Annotated in this window: 13 protein-coding genes and 1 pseudogene; 5 read left to right on the forward strand and 9 right to left on the reverse strand. The window is 70.9% G+C overall.

Going from position 1 to position 14,215, the window contains the following annotated elements; genetic code table 11:
* Position 1 precedes the first annotated feature (1 nt).
* From pyrC to D9599_RS23655, 8 genes are all read right to left on the reverse strand, one after another.
* Positions 2-1,048, reverse strand: coding sequence for a dihydroorotase (pyrC, locus tag D9599_RS23620; protein WP_198383751.1), 1,047 nt, complete (start codon positions 1,046-1,048; stop codon positions 2-4).
* A complete protein-coding gene (locus D9599_RS23625) occupies positions 1,045-3,402 on the reverse strand; it encodes a xanthine dehydrogenase family protein molybdopterin-binding subunit (RefSeq protein WP_198383752.1) in 2,358 nt (785 codons plus the stop codon). Before D9599_RS23625 ends, pyrC begins: the two co-directional genes overlap by 4 nt.
* A complete protein-coding gene (locus tag D9599_RS23630) occupies positions 3,399-3,884 on the reverse strand; it encodes a (2Fe-2S)-binding protein (protein ID WP_198383753.1) in 486 nt (161 codons plus the stop codon). The genes D9599_RS23625 and D9599_RS23630 overlap by 4 nt, the downstream gene beginning before the upstream one ends.
* Positions 3,881-4,741 carry a xanthine dehydrogenase family protein subunit M gene (locus tag D9599_RS23635; protein WP_198383754.1) on the reverse strand — a complete coding sequence of 287 codons (861 nt, stop codon included), beginning with the start codon at positions 4,739-4,741 and terminating at the stop codon, positions 3,881-3,883. Before D9599_RS23635 ends, D9599_RS23630 begins: the two co-directional genes overlap by 4 nt.
* Positions 4,738-7,086, reverse strand: coding sequence for a xanthine dehydrogenase family protein molybdopterin-binding subunit (locus D9599_RS23640; RefSeq protein WP_198383755.1), 2,349 nt, complete (start codon positions 7,084-7,086; stop codon positions 4,738-4,740). The genes D9599_RS23635 and D9599_RS23640 overlap by 4 nt, the downstream gene beginning before the upstream one ends.
* Complete coding sequence (locus D9599_RS23645) at positions 7,083-7,574, reverse strand: (2Fe-2S)-binding protein (protein ID WP_198383756.1); 492 nt, start codon at positions 7,572-7,574, stop codon at positions 7,083-7,085. The genes D9599_RS23640 and D9599_RS23645 overlap by 4 nt, the downstream gene beginning before the upstream one ends.
* Complete coding sequence (locus D9599_RS23650; protein ID WP_198383757.1) at positions 7,571-8,428, reverse strand: xanthine dehydrogenase family protein subunit M; 858 nt, start codon at positions 8,426-8,428, stop codon at positions 7,571-7,573. Before D9599_RS23650 ends, D9599_RS23645 begins: the two co-directional genes overlap by 4 nt.
* Before the next feature lie 136 nt (positions 8,429-8,564).
* Complete coding sequence (locus tag D9599_RS23655; protein WP_198383758.1) at positions 8,565-9,401, reverse strand: GntR family transcriptional regulator; 837 nt, start codon at positions 9,399-9,401, stop codon at positions 8,565-8,567.
* A gap of 139 nt (positions 9,402-9,540) precedes the next feature.
* Between D9599_RS23655 and D9599_RS23660 the strand changes: the two genes are divergently transcribed.
* The 5 genes from D9599_RS23660 (at position 9,541) to D9599_RS23680 (ending at position 13,763) form a co-directional block, all read left to right on the forward strand.
* Positions 9,541-11,187, forward strand: coding sequence for a class I adenylate-forming enzyme family protein (locus tag D9599_RS23660; RefSeq protein WP_198383759.1), 1,647 nt, complete (start codon positions 9,541-9,543; stop codon positions 11,185-11,187).
* A gap of 13 nt (positions 11,188-11,200) precedes the next feature.
* Positions 11,201-12,193 carry an NADPH:quinone oxidoreductase family protein gene (locus D9599_RS23665; RefSeq protein WP_198383760.1) on the forward strand — a complete coding sequence of 331 codons (993 nt, stop codon included), beginning with the start codon at positions 11,201-11,203 and terminating at the stop codon, positions 12,191-12,193.
* A 91-nt stretch (positions 12,194-12,284) separates the two neighbouring features.
* Positions 12,285-12,587, forward strand: coding sequence for a hypothetical protein (locus tag D9599_RS23670; RefSeq protein WP_198383761.1), 303 nt, complete (start codon positions 12,285-12,287; stop codon positions 12,585-12,587).
* Between the two features lie 261 nt (positions 12,588-12,848).
* A complete protein-coding gene (locus tag D9599_RS23675; protein WP_198383762.1) occupies positions 12,849-13,100 on the forward strand; it encodes a hypothetical protein in 252 nt (83 codons plus the stop codon).
* Between the two features lie 9 nt (positions 13,101-13,109).
* On the forward strand, positions 13,110-13,763 hold the full coding sequence (locus D9599_RS23680) for an ABC transporter substrate-binding protein (protein ID WP_232480826.1): 654 nt from the start codon (positions 13,110-13,112) through the stop codon (positions 13,761-13,763).
* A gap of 11 nt (positions 13,764-13,774) precedes the next feature.
* Here D9599_RS23680 and D9599_RS23685 read toward each other — a convergent pair.
* Positions 13,775-13,966 (reverse strand): annotated as a pseudogene (locus D9599_RS23685) (2Fe-2S iron-sulfur cluster-binding protein); the annotation flags it as partial.
* Positions 13,967-14,215: the final 249 nt, after the last annotated feature.

Genomic DNA, 14,215 nt, shown 5'->3' on the forward strand with positions numbered 1-14,215 from the left:
ATCACGACGCCACCACGCGCCAGGCCATGGTCTCCCCGCCCCGATAGACGAGGGCGCGCTCCTCCGGCCCCTCGACCGAGATTTCCTCCGGCACGGTCCAGGAGGATTTCTCCAGCGTGATCGTCGCCTCGTTCGGCCGCAGGTCGTAATGCGCGGGGCCGTTGAGCGAAGCGAAGGCCTCGAGCCTGTCCAGCGCGCCCTCCTCCTCGAAAACCTTCGCGTAGGTCTCGATGGCCACGGGCGCGTTGAAGATGCCGGCAGCGCCGACGACGGCGAGCTTCTTGGCCACGGAATGGGGCGCGGAATCGGTGCCGAGGAAGAAGCAGGCCTCGCCGGAGGTCGCGGCCCCGCGTAGTGCGAGCCGGTCCGGTTCCGCCTTGATGACAGGCATGACGTAGTTGTAGGGCTTGTTGCCCCAGCCAAGCCAATCCGTCCGGTTCAGCTCCAGGTGGTAGGGCGTGATGGAGGCGCCGACCTGCGGGGCGGCGGAGCGCACGTAGTCGACGCCGACCTTCGAGGAGAGGTGCTCGACGATGAACTTCAGTCCCGGGTAGTCGCGCGTCCAGGGGATCAGCCGGCGCTCGATGAAGACGGCCTCGCGGTCGAAGACATCGACGGCAGGGTCCACCTCCTCCGCGTGCATCAGGAAGCGGATGCCGAGCTTCTCCATCCGCGCGAGCACCGGGCGGATCAGCTCGTAATCCGTCACGCCCGCTGCGGAATTGGTGGTGGCGTTGGCGGGGTAGAGCTTCACCCCGGCGACCACGCCCTCCTTGAAACCACGCTCCACGTCGTCGGGATCGGTGTGGTCGGTAAGGTAAAGCGGCATCAGCGGCTGGAAGTCGGAGCCGGGCGGGCGCGCGGCAAGGAGGCGCTCGCGGTACGCCGCGGCATCCGCGGTGGTGCGGACCGGCGGCACCAGGTTCGGCATCATGATGGCGCGGCCGAAGTGGCGGGCCGTCCAGGGCAGGGCCGCGCGCATCATCTCGTTGTCGCGCACGTGCAGATGCCAGTCGTCTGGCTTGCGGATGGTCAGGCGCTGGGTCACGCGGCACTCCCGGAGGCTTGGGGATCGATGAGCGCGAGCAGGTCTACCGGCGATAGCGGGACCTGGGCGATGCGGACACCGAAGGGCGAGAGCGCATCCTCGATAGCGGAGGCGATGGCGGCGGGCACGGGGATCACCCCCGCCTCTCCCACGCCCTTGATGCCCAGCGGGTTCAGCGGAGTGGGGCTGTGCATGTGCAGGATGCGCACGGGCGGCATCTCGGTCGCGGTCACCAGCAGGTAGTCCGCGAGCGTCGTGGAGGTGGGCTGTGCCTCCTCGTCGTAGCGCATGTGCTCGAACAACGCGTTGCCGATGCCGTGGGCGATGCCGCCCATGAGTTGCCCGTCCACGATGCGCGGGTGCAGCGCGTTGCCGCAATCATGCGCGAAGACGAGGTTGTTGATGGTGACGCCGCCGGTCTCGGCATCCACTTCCACCTCTGCCACCGCGGTGCCGTTGGCATAGGCCATGGCGTCGATCACAACCTCCTCGCTCGCGGCGAGGCCGGGGCCGCGGCCACCGGGGATGGCGAAGCCGGGCGTGCCCGCCACCGCGCGCGCGACGGCGGCGAGCGTGACCTTCATCTCCGGCACGCCCTTCACCTGCACGGCATCGCCCTCGATCTCGAGGTCGCCCTCCGCCGCCTCCAGCATCGTCGCCGCAACGTGCAGCACCTTCTCCCGCACGCGGGTGGCGGCAACATGCGCCGAACTGCCCGCGAGCACGGCCTGACGGCTGTTGGAGCCGCCAATGCCCATCGGCGCGGCCGCCGTGTCGCCGGCGATGACCTGCACGCGCGACATGTCGCCGCCGAGCTGTTCGGCCACGAGCTGCGCGAGCATGGTGTGGGTGGACTGCCCCATCGCCGCCGCCCCGGTCGCGACGACAATGCGGCCGGACGGCTCGATGCGGACCGAGACGTGCTCGAAGGGGCCGCGTCCCGTCCCCTCCACGTAGTTGGCGACACCGATGCCGAGGTAGCGGCCCTGTGCCCGGGCGGCGCGCTGGCGTTCGGGGAAGCCAGCCCAGTCGGCGCCTTCCAGGGCCATGGCCTGGCAGCGCGGGTAATCGCCGCTGTCCAGCACCACCTGCATGCCGCCGCGCGTCTTCAGCGGTGTCGCGTAGGGCATGCGCTCACCGGGTACGAGATTGCGGCGGCGGATCTCCCCACGGTCGATGCCCAGGCCTCGCGCGGCTCTGTCGAGCAGCCGTTCCATGGCGAAGACGCCCTGCGGCTGGCCCGCGCCGCGCACGGGGGTGGTCGGCACCTTGTTCGTCACCGCCACCTTCATGGCCATGCGGAAGGCGGGCACGACATAGGGGAGCGGCATGGCCGAGACCGCGCCCTGCGGGATGTTCACGCCGCGCGCCGTCCAGGCTCCATGGTCATGCACCAGCGTGCCGCGCAGGCCGAGGATGCGGCCCTCGCCGTCCGTCGCCAGCTCCACGTCCCAGGACTGGTCGCGCTCCTGCGTGGTGGCGACGAAATGCTCGCCGCGATCCTCGATCCACTTCACGGGGCGGCCGAGAAGGCGGGCCGCGAGGGTGACCACCACCTCCTCCGGATAGAAGATGAGCTTCGGGCCGAAGCCGCCGCCGACATCCGGGGTGATGACACGGATCGCCCGCTCATCCAGGCCGAGGAGATCGCAGAGGAGGCGGTGCGCGGTGTGCGGGGTCTGGGTGCTGCTCCAGACCGTCAGCCGGTCCTCCAGCGGGTCGGGGCGGGCGACGACGCCGCGGCACTCCATGGAGTGGCTGCCGCCGCGATGGATCGACAGATGCTCGGCAAAGCGGTGCGGGGCGGTGGCAAACACCGCGTCCACCGCGCCGTACTCGAGCACCAGCTCCGCGGCGAGGTTCGAGGACGCGTCACGATGGGCGGTCGGCGCGTCGGGCTCCAGGGCGGCGACGCAGTCGGCGACCGGCGGCAGGGGATCATACTCCACCTCCACCAGCGCCGCGGCATCCTCGGCCAGGTGGCGGCTCTCGGCGATCACCACCGCCACCGCCTCGCCGACATGCACCACCTCCGTCTGCGCCAGCACGGGGCGGTGCAGCTCCTGCCGATAGGCTGGGCTGGGAAGCGCGACGACCAGACGCGTGTCATTCAGGTGCGGCGCGAGATCGTCCAGGGTGAACACCGCGTGCACGCCCGGCAATGCGCGGGCCGCCTCGGTGTCGATGTGAGCAATCGCTGCGTGCGCGTGGGGGGAGCGCAGGAAGGCGGCGTGCAGCAGGCCGGGCGGCGCAATGTCGTCCACGAAGCGGCCCCGGCCGCGGATCAGCGCGGCGTCCTCCACGCGCGGCACGTCGCGGCCGACGAGGCGCATCGTTGCGGGCATGGCGGTCATGCCCGTGCTTCCCGCAGCGCCCGCGCGGCCTCCATCGTCGCCGCGACGATGCTGTCATAGCCCGTGCAGCGGCAGAGATTGCCGGAGATGGCGACCCGCACTTCCTCCTCCGTCGGATCCGGGCTGTCCTTCAGGAATTCGGCGAGGGTGGTCAGCATCCCCGGCGTGCAGAAGCCGCATTGCAGCCCGTGGTTGGCGCAGAAGGCGGCCTGCAGAGGGTGAAGCGGGCCGTTATCGGGCGCCAGCCCCTCCACGGTGGTGACGGACCGCCCCTCGGCCTGAACCGCCAGGATGAGACAGGCGCGGACCGCACGGCCGTCCAGCAGCACCGTACAGGCGCCGCAGACACCGTGCTCGCAGCCGAGATGCGTGCCGGTCAGCCCCAGCGTGCCGCGCAGGAAATCGGCGAGGTGCTGGCGGACGGGCGTCTCGGCCTCGTGGCGCGCGCCGTTGACGGTCAGGGCGATGCGGCGCGCCGTCATACGGCGGCCCGTGCGGCGGCGGTCTCCAGCGCGCGCCGCGTGAGCACGGCGGACAGGCGGCGACGATACCAGGCAGGGGCCTGCGGGTCGCTCATTGCCTCGATGCCCGCACATTCGGCGGCGGCAGCGCCGAAGGTGGCTTCGGAAGGAGCCCCGCCGACCAGCATTGCCTCCGCCGTGCGCAGACGCAGCGGCCCGGCCCCGACGCCGCCGAGGGTGAGTGAGGCGCGCGCGATCCGGCTGCCCTCAAGGACCAGCAGCACCGCGGCGGAGACGATGGCGTAGTCGCCGTGTCGGCGCGCGAACTCGGTGAACGCTGTGCCGTGGCCGGCGGGGGGTACGGGAAGGCGGATAGCGGTCAGCATCTCTTCCGGCGCCAGCGCGGGGGTCATGAAGCCCACTGGAAAGTCGTGGATGGACAGCTCGCGTATGCCCGCCGACCCCTGCACCTCCAGCACCGCATCCAGTGCCGTGGCGACCGCCACCAATTCCGCGGAGGGATCGAGGTTGCAGAGGGAGCCGCCGATCGTGCCGCGGTTGCGCGTCTGGCGGTGCCCAACATGCGAGAGAGCCTCGGCCAGCAGCGGCAAGCGGGCGCGGATTACCTCGCTCTCCTCGATGTCGCGCTGGCGGGTCATGGCGCCGATCCGGATCGAGCCGCCCTCCTCCATGATCCCTGTCAGGCCTTCCACGCGGTTGAGGTCGATCAGGTGGTCGGGAAAGGCGACGCGCATGTTCAACATGGGCATCAGGGACTGCCCGCCCGCGAGAAGCCGCGCGTTGTCGAGCGAGGCGAGCAGGTCCAGCACCTCCTCGATGCTGCGGGGATCGTGATAGGCGAAGGGCGCGGGCTTCATGCGGCGCCGTCCAGCATACGGCGCACCTGCGCGGGCAGGATGGGCAGGGAGGTGACGGCACCGGGCCGGCGCAGCGCGTCGTCCACGGCCGCGGCGAAGGCGGCACCGACCGCGTTCGTCCCCCCCTCCCCGGCGCCCTTCACGCCCAGCGGGTTGAGCGGGCTCGGCGCGTCCTCGGCGATCAGCACGTCCACCACCGGCATCTCGGCGATGGTGGGGATGAGGTAGTCGGCGAAGGTGGTGGAGAGCGGCTGGCCCTGCGGGTCGTAGCGGAACTCCTCGAAGAGCGCGCCGCCGAGGCCCTGGGCGAAGCCGCCGCGGATCTGTCCCTCCACCAGCACCGGGTTGATCGCCCGGCCGATGTCGTTGGCGACGAGGTAGCGCTCCACCGTGACCGCACCTGTGCCGCGGTCGATGCGCAGTTGCGCGAGGTGCACGCCGTAGGGATAGGCCATGTGGTCGCTCCAGAACCACCGTTCGGCGGTCAGGCCGGGCGTGCGGCCGCGCATCTCCGGCGCGTTCGGGCCCATGCGGCGGGCGACCTCTGCGAGCGTCACCGAAGGACCGGTCGCGCCATCGGCGCGGCACACCACGCCTTCGGCGATCGTCAGCTCGGAGGGAGGGAGTTGCAGCAGCGTGCCCGCCGTCTCCAGCGCCATTTCCCGCACGGCCAGCGCCGCCTCCCAGGTGGCGGAGCCGGACATGACGGTGACGCGGGAGGCATGGGCGCCGTTGCCGAATTCGATCCGGTCCGTGCGGCCATGGACGACGCGGACACGCGCGTAATCGACGCCCAACGCCTCTGCGCAGATCTGCGCCAGGACCGTCTCGACGCCCTGCCCCACCGAGGCCGCGCCGCTGACCAGTTCCACCGCACCCGTCGCATCGATGGAAATGCGCACCCCGTCCGAGGGGCCGAGGCCGCTCTTCTCGACGAAGAAAGCGAGGCCGGCGCCGACGCACTCGCCGGCGGCGCGTCGGGCAGCCAATTCCTCCTGCATCGCGTCCCAGCCGAAGCGCGCGAGCGCCTTGTCCAGCAAGCCCTCGTAGTCGCCGGAATCGAGGATGATGTCCGTGCCGAGCGTGTCGAGCGGGCGCGCAAAGGGCATCTCGGCGGCGGCGACGAGGTTGCGGCGCCGCACCTCCACCGGATCGAGGCCGAGGCGGTGGGCAATGGCGTCCATCAGCCGCTCCCGCACGAAGGTCGTCTCGAAGCGGCCGGGGGCACGGTAGGTGGCGGCGGGGGTCTTGTTGGTCAGGCGGAAATGCCCAGCCACGCGGTAGGCCGGTAGGCGATAGGGCCCGGGCAGCATGCCTGCCGCCAGGTCCGCCACGCGCGCGCCGTGGGTGCGGACATAGGCGCCCTGGTCGTGAAAGAAGGCATCGTCGATCGCGAGCAGCCGGCCCTCTGCGTCCACCGCGGCGCGGATGCGGTGGTGCTGTTCGCGCGAGTGATTGGTGGCGACGAAGTGCTCGCGCCGGTCCTCGATCCACTTGATGGGCCGGCGCAGGCGCAGCGCCGCGGCGCAGACGAGCAGGTCCTCCGGATAGAGCTCGCCCCGTACGCCGAAGCCGCCGCCGACATGCCCCTCGAAGAGGTGCACGCCGTTCGGCGGGCGGCCGAGCAGGCGGGCGATCTCGTCGCGGTTCCAGTGCTGCTTCTTGGCGGTGCCGTGCAGCTCCAGCACGTCGGACGAGGCGTCATAGCGGGCGATGGCGCCGCGCGTCTCCAGCGGCACGCCGGAATGGCGGCCGACCGAGAGTTCCAGTTCGACCACCGCGTGCGCCGCGCGGAACGCGGCGCCGACCTCGCCGTACTCCTTGCGGACAACCGTGGGCTCCGTATCGAGGCCCGGGGCGAATTCAGCCGGCGGCGCGGTGGCGTCGAGCAGCACGGGAAGCTCCTCCGCCTCCACTACCACCATCTCGGCCGCGTCCTCGGCGCGATAGGCGTCGTCGGCGAAAACGACGGCGACGGGTTCACCCACATAACGCAGCCGGTCGCGCGCGAGGACCGGCTGGCAATACGGTTCAAGGCCCCGCACCTTCGTCGCGCGGAAGGGGATGGGCGGGATCTCCGCCACGTCCTCCGCGGTCCAGACCGCGACGACACCGGGCATGGTGCGCGCGGCGGAGGCGTCCACGCGCAGGAGGCGGGCATGGGCGAGTTCGGCGCGAACCACGCGCATGTGGAGCTGGCGCGGGAAGTTCACGTCGGCGGCGAAGCGCCCCTCGCCGCGCAGCAGCGGCCCGTCCTCAATGCGAGCGACGCCCCGGCCAACCACCTTGCCGGGGCCGGCGGGCAGGATGTGGCGGGCAGCCTCGGGGGTGATGCCATCCATCATGCAGCCCCTTCCGTGCTCATCGCGTCCGCCGCCGCGCGGATCGCGCGTGCGATGTTGGCGTAACCGGTGCAGCGGCAGAGATTGGAGGAGAGCGCCTCCACCAACGCCTCGTCGCTAATGCCAGGGTCCGTCTCCAAGATGGCGGTTCCGAGCATGAGGAAGCCTGGGGTGCAGTAGCCGCATTGCAGGGCGTGGTTCTCGGCGAAAGCGCGCTGCAGCGGGTTCAGCGCGCCGCCCTTGGCCAAACCTTCCACCGTGCGGATCGCGCGGCCCTCCGCCTGCACGGCGAAGAGAAGGCAGGCGCGCACGGGCTGCCCGTCCATCAGCACGGTGCAGGCGCCGCAGACGCCATGCTCGCAGCCGAGATGCGTGCCAGTCAGGCCGCAATCCTCGCGCAAGGCATCGGCCAGGGTGCGGCGCGCCTCCACGCGGATGGCGTGGGCCTGGCCGTTCAAGGTGAGGGTGAGGTCGTGCATGGCGTCGCTCATGGCGCGGGCATCCCCGCCGCGGCCGAGAGGGCGCGCCGGATGACGGTTTCGGCGAGATCGAGGCGGTAAGGATCCTCGTCCACGGGCACGAGGCCAGCACGGGCGGTGGTGGCGGCCTCGCGGAACAGCGCCTCGGAGGGCGCGCGACCAGCGAGCAGCGCTTCCGCTTCCAAAAGTCGGCGCGGACGGTCCTCTACGGCGCCGAGCCCGAGGCGCGGCGCGGCGATCACCCCCTCGCGCAGTTCCAGAACGGCGAGCGCGGCGGCCTGGGCGAAGTCCCCCGCGCGGCGGCTGAACTCGTGGAAGCCCGTGTGAGCGGCGTCGGACAGGACCGGCAGGCGCAGTTCCACCAGGATCTCGTCCGGGGCGAGGGCCGTGGTCATGAAGCCGCCGAAGAAAGCATCGGCCTCGATTACCCGCTCCCCCCGTAGGCTGCGCACATGGAAGCGGGCGCCGAGGGTTGCGGCCAGGAGGCACCATTCGGAGGCCGGGTCGGCATTCGCCAGGCTGCCGCAGACGGTGCCGCGGGTGCGGATCGGTAGGTGCGCGATCTGGCCGCGCACCACCTCCAGCAGCCGGCCGAGCGGGCCGGGCACCGCTCCCTCCCCCAGCGCCGCGTGGCGGACGAGGGGGCCGACGCGCAGCCATCCGTCCTCGACAGCCAGCCGGTCGAAGCCGGCGACGTTGTTGATGTCCACAAGGTGCGAGGGGCGCGCGACCCGTAGTGCCATGGCGGGCACGAGGCTTTGCCCCCCCGCGATCACCCGCCCCTCCTCCGGAGCCAGTTCCGCCAGGAGGGAAAGGGCCTCCGCCTCGGTGCGGGGCGCGTGGTAGCGGAAGGGGGCCGGCTTCATGCGCGGCGAAGGGCCCTGCCCAGGGGCCTCCTGCTCCGGTTCATCGCCATGAGGACGCCTCCGCGCGGGCCGGCGCCCGCCACCATAATGTCAGGACATTTGACGCGGGGCGTGTTGCTACGTCAAGCCCGACGGTTCAGCGCACCCCCGATTGGATCGGCGAGTCGAGCGTGAACTGGAAGCGCTCACCGTGGAACCACACTGTGCCGTGCAGCACCGGCGCGCCGGAAGCGGCGAAGTAGGTGTGCTCCGTGTGCAGGAGCGGCGTGCGGCCGGGCACGTCCAGTGAGCGGGCGATGCGCGCCTCCGTCGGGATGCAGCGCACGGTGTTGGTGATTCGCGCGGGCGACGCACCCAGCGCCGCCGTCAGCAGGGAGATGATGGCCATCTCCTGCAGCATCTCCTCCGTCACCTGGCGGGCGACGAACAGCGGCAGGTAGCGCTGCTCGAAGGCGAAGACCTCCTCGTCCAGGAAGCGCAGGCGCTCGATATGCTCTACCGCCTCGCCGGTCTTCAGCCCAAGGCGCTGGGCGACGGCCGCGGGGGCCGGCACCTCCCGCCGTTCAAGAAGCCGGAAGCGCACGGTGCGGCGGGCGGCGCGCATCTCGTCCTCGAAGGCGAGGCTGACATCGTGGTTCAGCCGCTCCGGCGCCACGAAGGTGCCCCGCCCCCGCCCGCGCGCGACGAGGCCCATGGAGACGAGCTGCGCCATCGCCTGACGCACAGTGGGCCGGCTGACGCCGAAATAGGCCATGCACTCCAGCTCGGTTGGCAGGGCATGGCCCACCAGCGCCGCGTGGCGCGCCTGGATGGGCGCCGAGAGCCGCTCAGCGAGTTGCATGTAGAGTGGCATAGCGCTTGAAAGGTCGAGCGGCGGCAGGCTCTCCAGTGCGAAGGCTCCGGGTGCGTCGCGGCCGGGAATCCGGTCCGGGACGTCTCGGGCGGGCTCGGCACGGGGATGGACAGGGGGCATAGCGGCCTTTCTCGGACGTCCGTACCCTCTAGACCAGGATGGGTCCTGCGTCGAAAAATGTGCCCGGCGGTTGACACCGCCTCGCGCTCGGGAAGTATTGTCCTGACATTAGGGCGGAACGGCCCGCCGGGCGAGGCGCATGAGCAACACCCTTCTCACCACCCTCAGCCGCGAACGCCTGCGCGAGGGCTATGAATCCGGCTTCTGGCGCGAGGAGACGGTCTACGCCCTGGCGGCCGAGCGCGCCGCCCGCAATCCCGGCGCGCCCGCCCTGCGCGAGGCGGGGCGGCGCATCACTATCGGGGATCTGGTCGCGGCCGCCGACCGGCTTTCGGCCGAGTTGCGCCGCGCCGGGCTGCGGCGAGGCGAGCGGGTGGCAGCCTGGCTGCCCAGTCGGGCGGAGGTGGCCGTCGCCCTCCTCGCCTGCTCGCGCGACGGACTGGTGCTCTGCCCCTCCCTGCACCGGGACCACACGGTGGCCGAGGTGGCGGGGCTGCTGACGCGCATGCGGGCTTCGGCGCTGATCGCCCAGCCCGGCTACGGCGCCGACGCGGACCGGCACGATATCTTCGCCCAGGCCTCCGCCATCACTTCCCTCCGCCTCGTCTGCCGACTGGAGAAGGCATCGGAAGCCACGCCGCCTTGGCCCGAGAATGGGGCCACCCCTGCGCCGCCGATGGCCGATCCCGACAGCGTGGTCTATCTGGCCTTCACCTCGGGCACGACGGGCGCGCCCAAGGGCGTCATGCACAGCGACAACACGCTGCTGGGCAATGCGCGCGCCATTGTGGCTGACTGGTCCCTGGGCCCGGACGACGTCATCGCCACCCTCTCGCCGCTCTCACACAATCTTGGCTTCGGCTCGATGGTGATCGCCCTCCTCTGCGGGGCGGAACTCGTGATCCACGACCTGCCGCGCGGTCGCTCCCTGCTGGACCGGCTGGTGGAGACGAACACCTCCTACCTCGTCGGCGTTCCAACCCATGCCATCGACCTGCTGCACGAGATGCGCGCGCGGGGGATGAAGACCCTCGGCCGGGTCCGTGGCTTTCGCGTCTCCGGCGCCGCCGTGCCGCGGGTAGTCGTCGCGGGGCTGATAGAGCACGGCGTGACGCCGCAGAGCGGCTACGGCATGACCGAGGCTTCCTCCCACCACTACACCCTGCCGGACGACCCGCCGGAGCGGATGGTGGAGACCTCCGGCCGCGTCTGCCCGGGCTACGAGGTGCGCGTCTTCGACCGGGACAACCCCGAGCGCGAGCTGCCGGCGGGCGAGGTCGGCCAGATCGGTGGGCGCGGCGCCTCCCTGATGCTCGGCTATTTCGACGAGCAGGGCGCGACCGAGAGCAGCTTCAACGCGACCGGCTGGTTCATGACGGGCGACCTCGGCTGGGTGGACGAGGCCGGTTACATCCGTATCACCGGCCGCAAGAAGGACGTGATCATCCGCGGCGGCCACAACATCTTTCCCGCAAAGATCGAGACGCTGGCTATGCAGCACCCCGCCGTGCTGCGCGCTGCCGCCCTGCCCGTGCCGGACGAGCGCCTCGGCGAGAAGGTGTGCCTGGCTGTCATGTCGCGCCCCGGCGCCGTAGTGGACGCGGAAGATATCCTGCTGCACCTCGATGCCGCCGGCCTCTCGAAATACGACCAGCCCGAATACTTCCTGCTGGTGGAGGAAATCCCACTGACGGCAAGCGGCAAGATCCTCAAGCGCGCGGTGGCGGCGCGGGTGGAGGCGGGCGAGCTGCAGCCCCGTCCCGTCCGCTTGCCGGCGCGGGCCTGAGGGAGGGCACGCGATGAGGGCAGTTGTCGTGCGCGAGTTCGGCGGGATCGACGCCGTCTCGGTGGAGCAGCGGCCGGACCCGGTGCCAGGCCGGGGCGAGGTGCTGGTGCGCGTCGGCGCGGTGGCGGCGAACTTCGTGGACACGCTGGTCATCGGCGGCACCTACCAGTTCCTGCCGGAACGGCCCTTCACCCCCGGCAAGGGACCAGCCGGCATCATCGCTGCGCTGGGCGAAGGCGTGACGGGGCTTTCGGTCGGCGAGCGCGTGCTCGCCATGGCGGAGATCGGCGGCTATGCCGAGTTGGCGGTGGCGCCAGCCAACCAGTGCTACCGCCTGCCCGATGGCATGAGCGTCGAGGAGGCGGCTTCCATGTCGCTGGCGGCTGACACCGCGTGGTTCGCGCTGCGCGAGCGCGGGCGGGTGCAGCCGGGGGAGAGCGTGCTGGTGCTGGGAGCGACCGGGGCGGTGGGCATCGCCGCCATCCAGCTCGCCAAGGCCTTCGGGGCCCGGGTGCTGGCCGGCGTCTCCTCCATGGCCAAGGCCGACCTCGTGCGAGAGGCCGGGGCAGACGCTGTGATCGACCTCTCGCGCGAGCCGCTGCGGGACACCCTGAGGGACCAGGTGAGAGCCGAGACCGGCGGCGCCGGGGCGGACGTGGTGCTGGACATGCTCGGCGGCGACCCCTTCGACGCCGCACTGCGAGCGCTGGCCTGGCGTGGCCGACTGGTGGTGATCGGCTTCGCGGCTGGGCGCATCCCCTCGGTCAAGGCGAACTACCTCCTTGTGAAGAACATCGAGGTCAGCGGGCTGCAGATCAGCGACTATCGCAAGCGCATGCCGGCGCTCGCGTGGCGCTGCTTCGAGGAGCTCTTCTCCCTTCATCAGGCGGGCAAACTGCACGCACCGCCCTTCCGCACCTATCCCCTCTCCCGGGCACGGGAGGCGCTGGGAGCGCTGCTGGACCGCCGCGTGCGTGAACGGATCGTCATGCTGCCGGGGGGCTGAAGCCCGGCAGACTTGGCGGCCCCTTGAGCGTTACCACGCCACGTCGGCACGGCCTCCGTGCCGCGAGGATCACCGCCGCGGGAATTGAACCATGAAGCTTTCGCAAGCGTTCCGGCGCCAGCCGTCCCGCGTCCTGGTCTGCTCGGCGGCCGCACTGCTTCTCGCGGCACCGGCGGCTCTAGCCCAGGGCACAGCCGGCAACAGCCCTATCTGGAACGGCCGGCAGCACCAGCCCACCCGCGGCGAGACGGAGCAGCGCCTGCGGCAGGACGGCACCCCTTCCGGCGACGAGCGGGAACGGGGTCAGTTGCGCGAGCTGAACGAACTGTCGCGCGAGTTGCTTCCCCCCGGCAGCACCGAGCCAGCGCCCGAGGCGGAGCGAACCGGCCGCTAGCCAGCGGCTGAGGGCGCGTCTCCCTCGACAAGTTATCCGCGGCGTCCAGCATTGATTAGCTGAACGATTCACGCAGGCGGAAGAACCATCTCACCTCGCCCTGGGCACGCCACTGGCCCGATGGCGTCTATTTCGCCAAGGGCCTCATCAACCCGCAGAAGACCGGTCTTGGCGGGGATTGGCTCTACGCGCACGACGTCGCGAGCAGCATGAGGACAAGGGCCCCTTTTCAGGATCGCTGCATGGGACGAGGCTGGCGCCATGAAGATCGCTATCCCCGACCTCGTCTCGCCCTCCTACTTCCCCGCCGAAGCGGCTGTGGAACTCGGCTGCTTCGCCGCCCGCGGGATCGACGCACAGATCGAACTCATGTCGCCGGTGGAACGCGCCTATGAGGCTATGCGCGACGGAGCGGTGGATTTGGTCGCGGGCTCGGCCCACTCGGCGCTGTCGGCTTTTCCACGCTGGGCGGGCGCGAAGCTTCTCTGCGCGCAGTCGCAGGGAATGTACTAATTCCTAGTGATGCGCGCCGACCTCGGCGCGCGGCGCGGGGATCTCGCGGTGGTGAAAGGCAAGCGCATCGGCGCCGCGCCGTGGGTCGGCATGGGACTGCGGCACCTCCTGATGCAAGCCGGCATCGACCCCGCGCGCGACGAGGTAACCATCGCCCCAACGCCGATGTCGCTGGAGCCGCGGGTAAATTTCGGCCTCATGGCCGTGCGTGCCCTGGAGGCCGGCGTGGTGGACGGCTTCTGGGCGAACGGCATGGGCGCGGAGATCGCGGTGAGCCGCGGCGTGGGCACCGTCGTGCTCGATGTGCGCCGCGGCGACGGGCCGGAGGAGGCCTTCAACTACACCATGCCGACGGTCGCCGCGACGGACCGGCTGATCACGGAGAGGCCCGAGGCGGCCGAGGCCGCGGTGCGCGCCATCGTGGACGCGCAGAACATCCTTCGCACCGATGCGTCACGTGCGCGGGAGGTGGGCCAGAAGCTTTTCCCGGAGGAGGCAGACCGCATCGAAGCGCTGATCCGCCAGGACCTGCCCTTCTACCGGGCGGAGCTGACGCCGGAATTTGTGGCGGGCATGAACCGCTTCTCCCAGGCGATCGGCATTCTCGACGCCGACGTGCCCTACGCGGCCGTAGTGGCGGAGCGCATGCGCCCGCTCTGGTAAGCCACACCGCTTCAGGTCGCGTGCGATGCGGCCTGTTCGGCGAGGCCGAGCCGTATTGTCAGCACCCGCCTGACCGCGGCGACGATCCCGCGAGAGCCCGTGCAACGGCAGAGATTGCCTGAAAGCTCCTCGCGCACGCGCGCTTCGTCGGCATTGGGCAGGCGGCGGACCATATCGTACGCCGTGACCAGCATCCCCGGCGTGCAATAGCCGCATTACAGGGCGTGCTCCGCCGCGAAGGCCTCGCGCAGGGCCGCCATTACCGCATCGCCCTCGAAGCCTAGATTGTGCGGGCCGTCGCGCCGCCGCAACGGTCTTAGCATCGACGATAATGGGGATGGGCAGGCGTGTTATACGGCTTCCTGCGCCATAGCGGTGCGATTCAGTGCGGTGCGCGCGAGGGCGGCGCGCCAGGGGCTGAGTGCAGAAACGGCGCCGCCGCTGAGCTACTG

Origin of the sequence: Roseomonas sp. KE2513 (genome assembly GCF_016107305.1) — a bacterium.
Classification (GTDB): Bacteria; Pseudomonadota; Alphaproteobacteria; order Acetobacterales; family Acetobacteraceae; genus Roseomonas.

What these genes read in the sequence shown, in the direction of transcription:
- D9599_RS23625 (WP_198383752.1), bottom strand. Translation starts at nt 3,402, where the DNA reads ATGACCGCCATGCCCGCAACGATGCGCCTCGTCGGCCGCGACGTGCCG.
- D9599_RS23630 (WP_198383753.1), bottom strand. Translation starts at nt 3,884, where the DNA reads ATGACGGCGCGCCGCATCGCCCTGACCGTCAACGGCGCGCGCCACGAG.
- D9599_RS23635 (WP_198383754.1), bottom strand. Translation starts at nt 4,741, where the DNA reads ATGAAGCCCGCGCCCTTCGCCTATCACGATCCCCGCAGCATCGAGGAG.
- D9599_RS23640 (WP_198383755.1), bottom strand. Translation starts at nt 7,086, where the DNA reads ATGATGGATGGCATCACCCCCGAGGCTGCCCGCCACATCCTGCCCGCC.
- D9599_RS23645 (WP_198383756.1), bottom strand. Translation starts at nt 7,574, where the DNA reads ATGAGCGACGCCATGCACGACCTCACCCTCACCTTGAACGGCCAGGCC.
- D9599_RS23650 (WP_198383757.1), bottom strand. Translation starts at nt 8,428, where the DNA reads ATGAAGCCGGCCCCCTTCCGCTACCACGCGCCCCGCACCGAGGCGGAG.
- D9599_RS23655 (WP_198383758.1), bottom strand. Translation starts at nt 9,401, where the DNA reads ATGCCCCCTGTCCATCCCCGTGCCGAGCCCGCCCGAGACGTCCCGGAC.
- D9599_RS23660 (WP_198383759.1), top strand. Translation starts at nt 9,541, where the DNA reads ATGAGCAACACCCTTCTCACCACCCTCAGCCGCGAACGCCTGCGCGAG.
- D9599_RS23665 (WP_198383760.1), top strand. Translation starts at nt 11,201, where the DNA reads ATGAGGGCAGTTGTCGTGCGCGAGTTCGGCGGGATCGACGCCGTCTCG.
- D9599_RS23670 (WP_198383761.1), top strand. Translation starts at nt 12,285, where the DNA reads ATGAAGCTTTCGCAAGCGTTCCGGCGCCAGCCGTCCCGCGTCCTGGTC.
- D9599_RS23675 (WP_198383762.1), top strand. Translation starts at nt 12,849, where the DNA reads ATGAAGATCGCTATCCCCGACCTCGTCTCGCCCTCCTACTTCCCCGCC.
- D9599_RS23680 (WP_232480826.1), top strand. Translation starts at nt 13,110, where the DNA reads ATGCGCGCCGACCTCGGCGCGCGGCGCGGGGATCTCGCGGTGGTGAAA.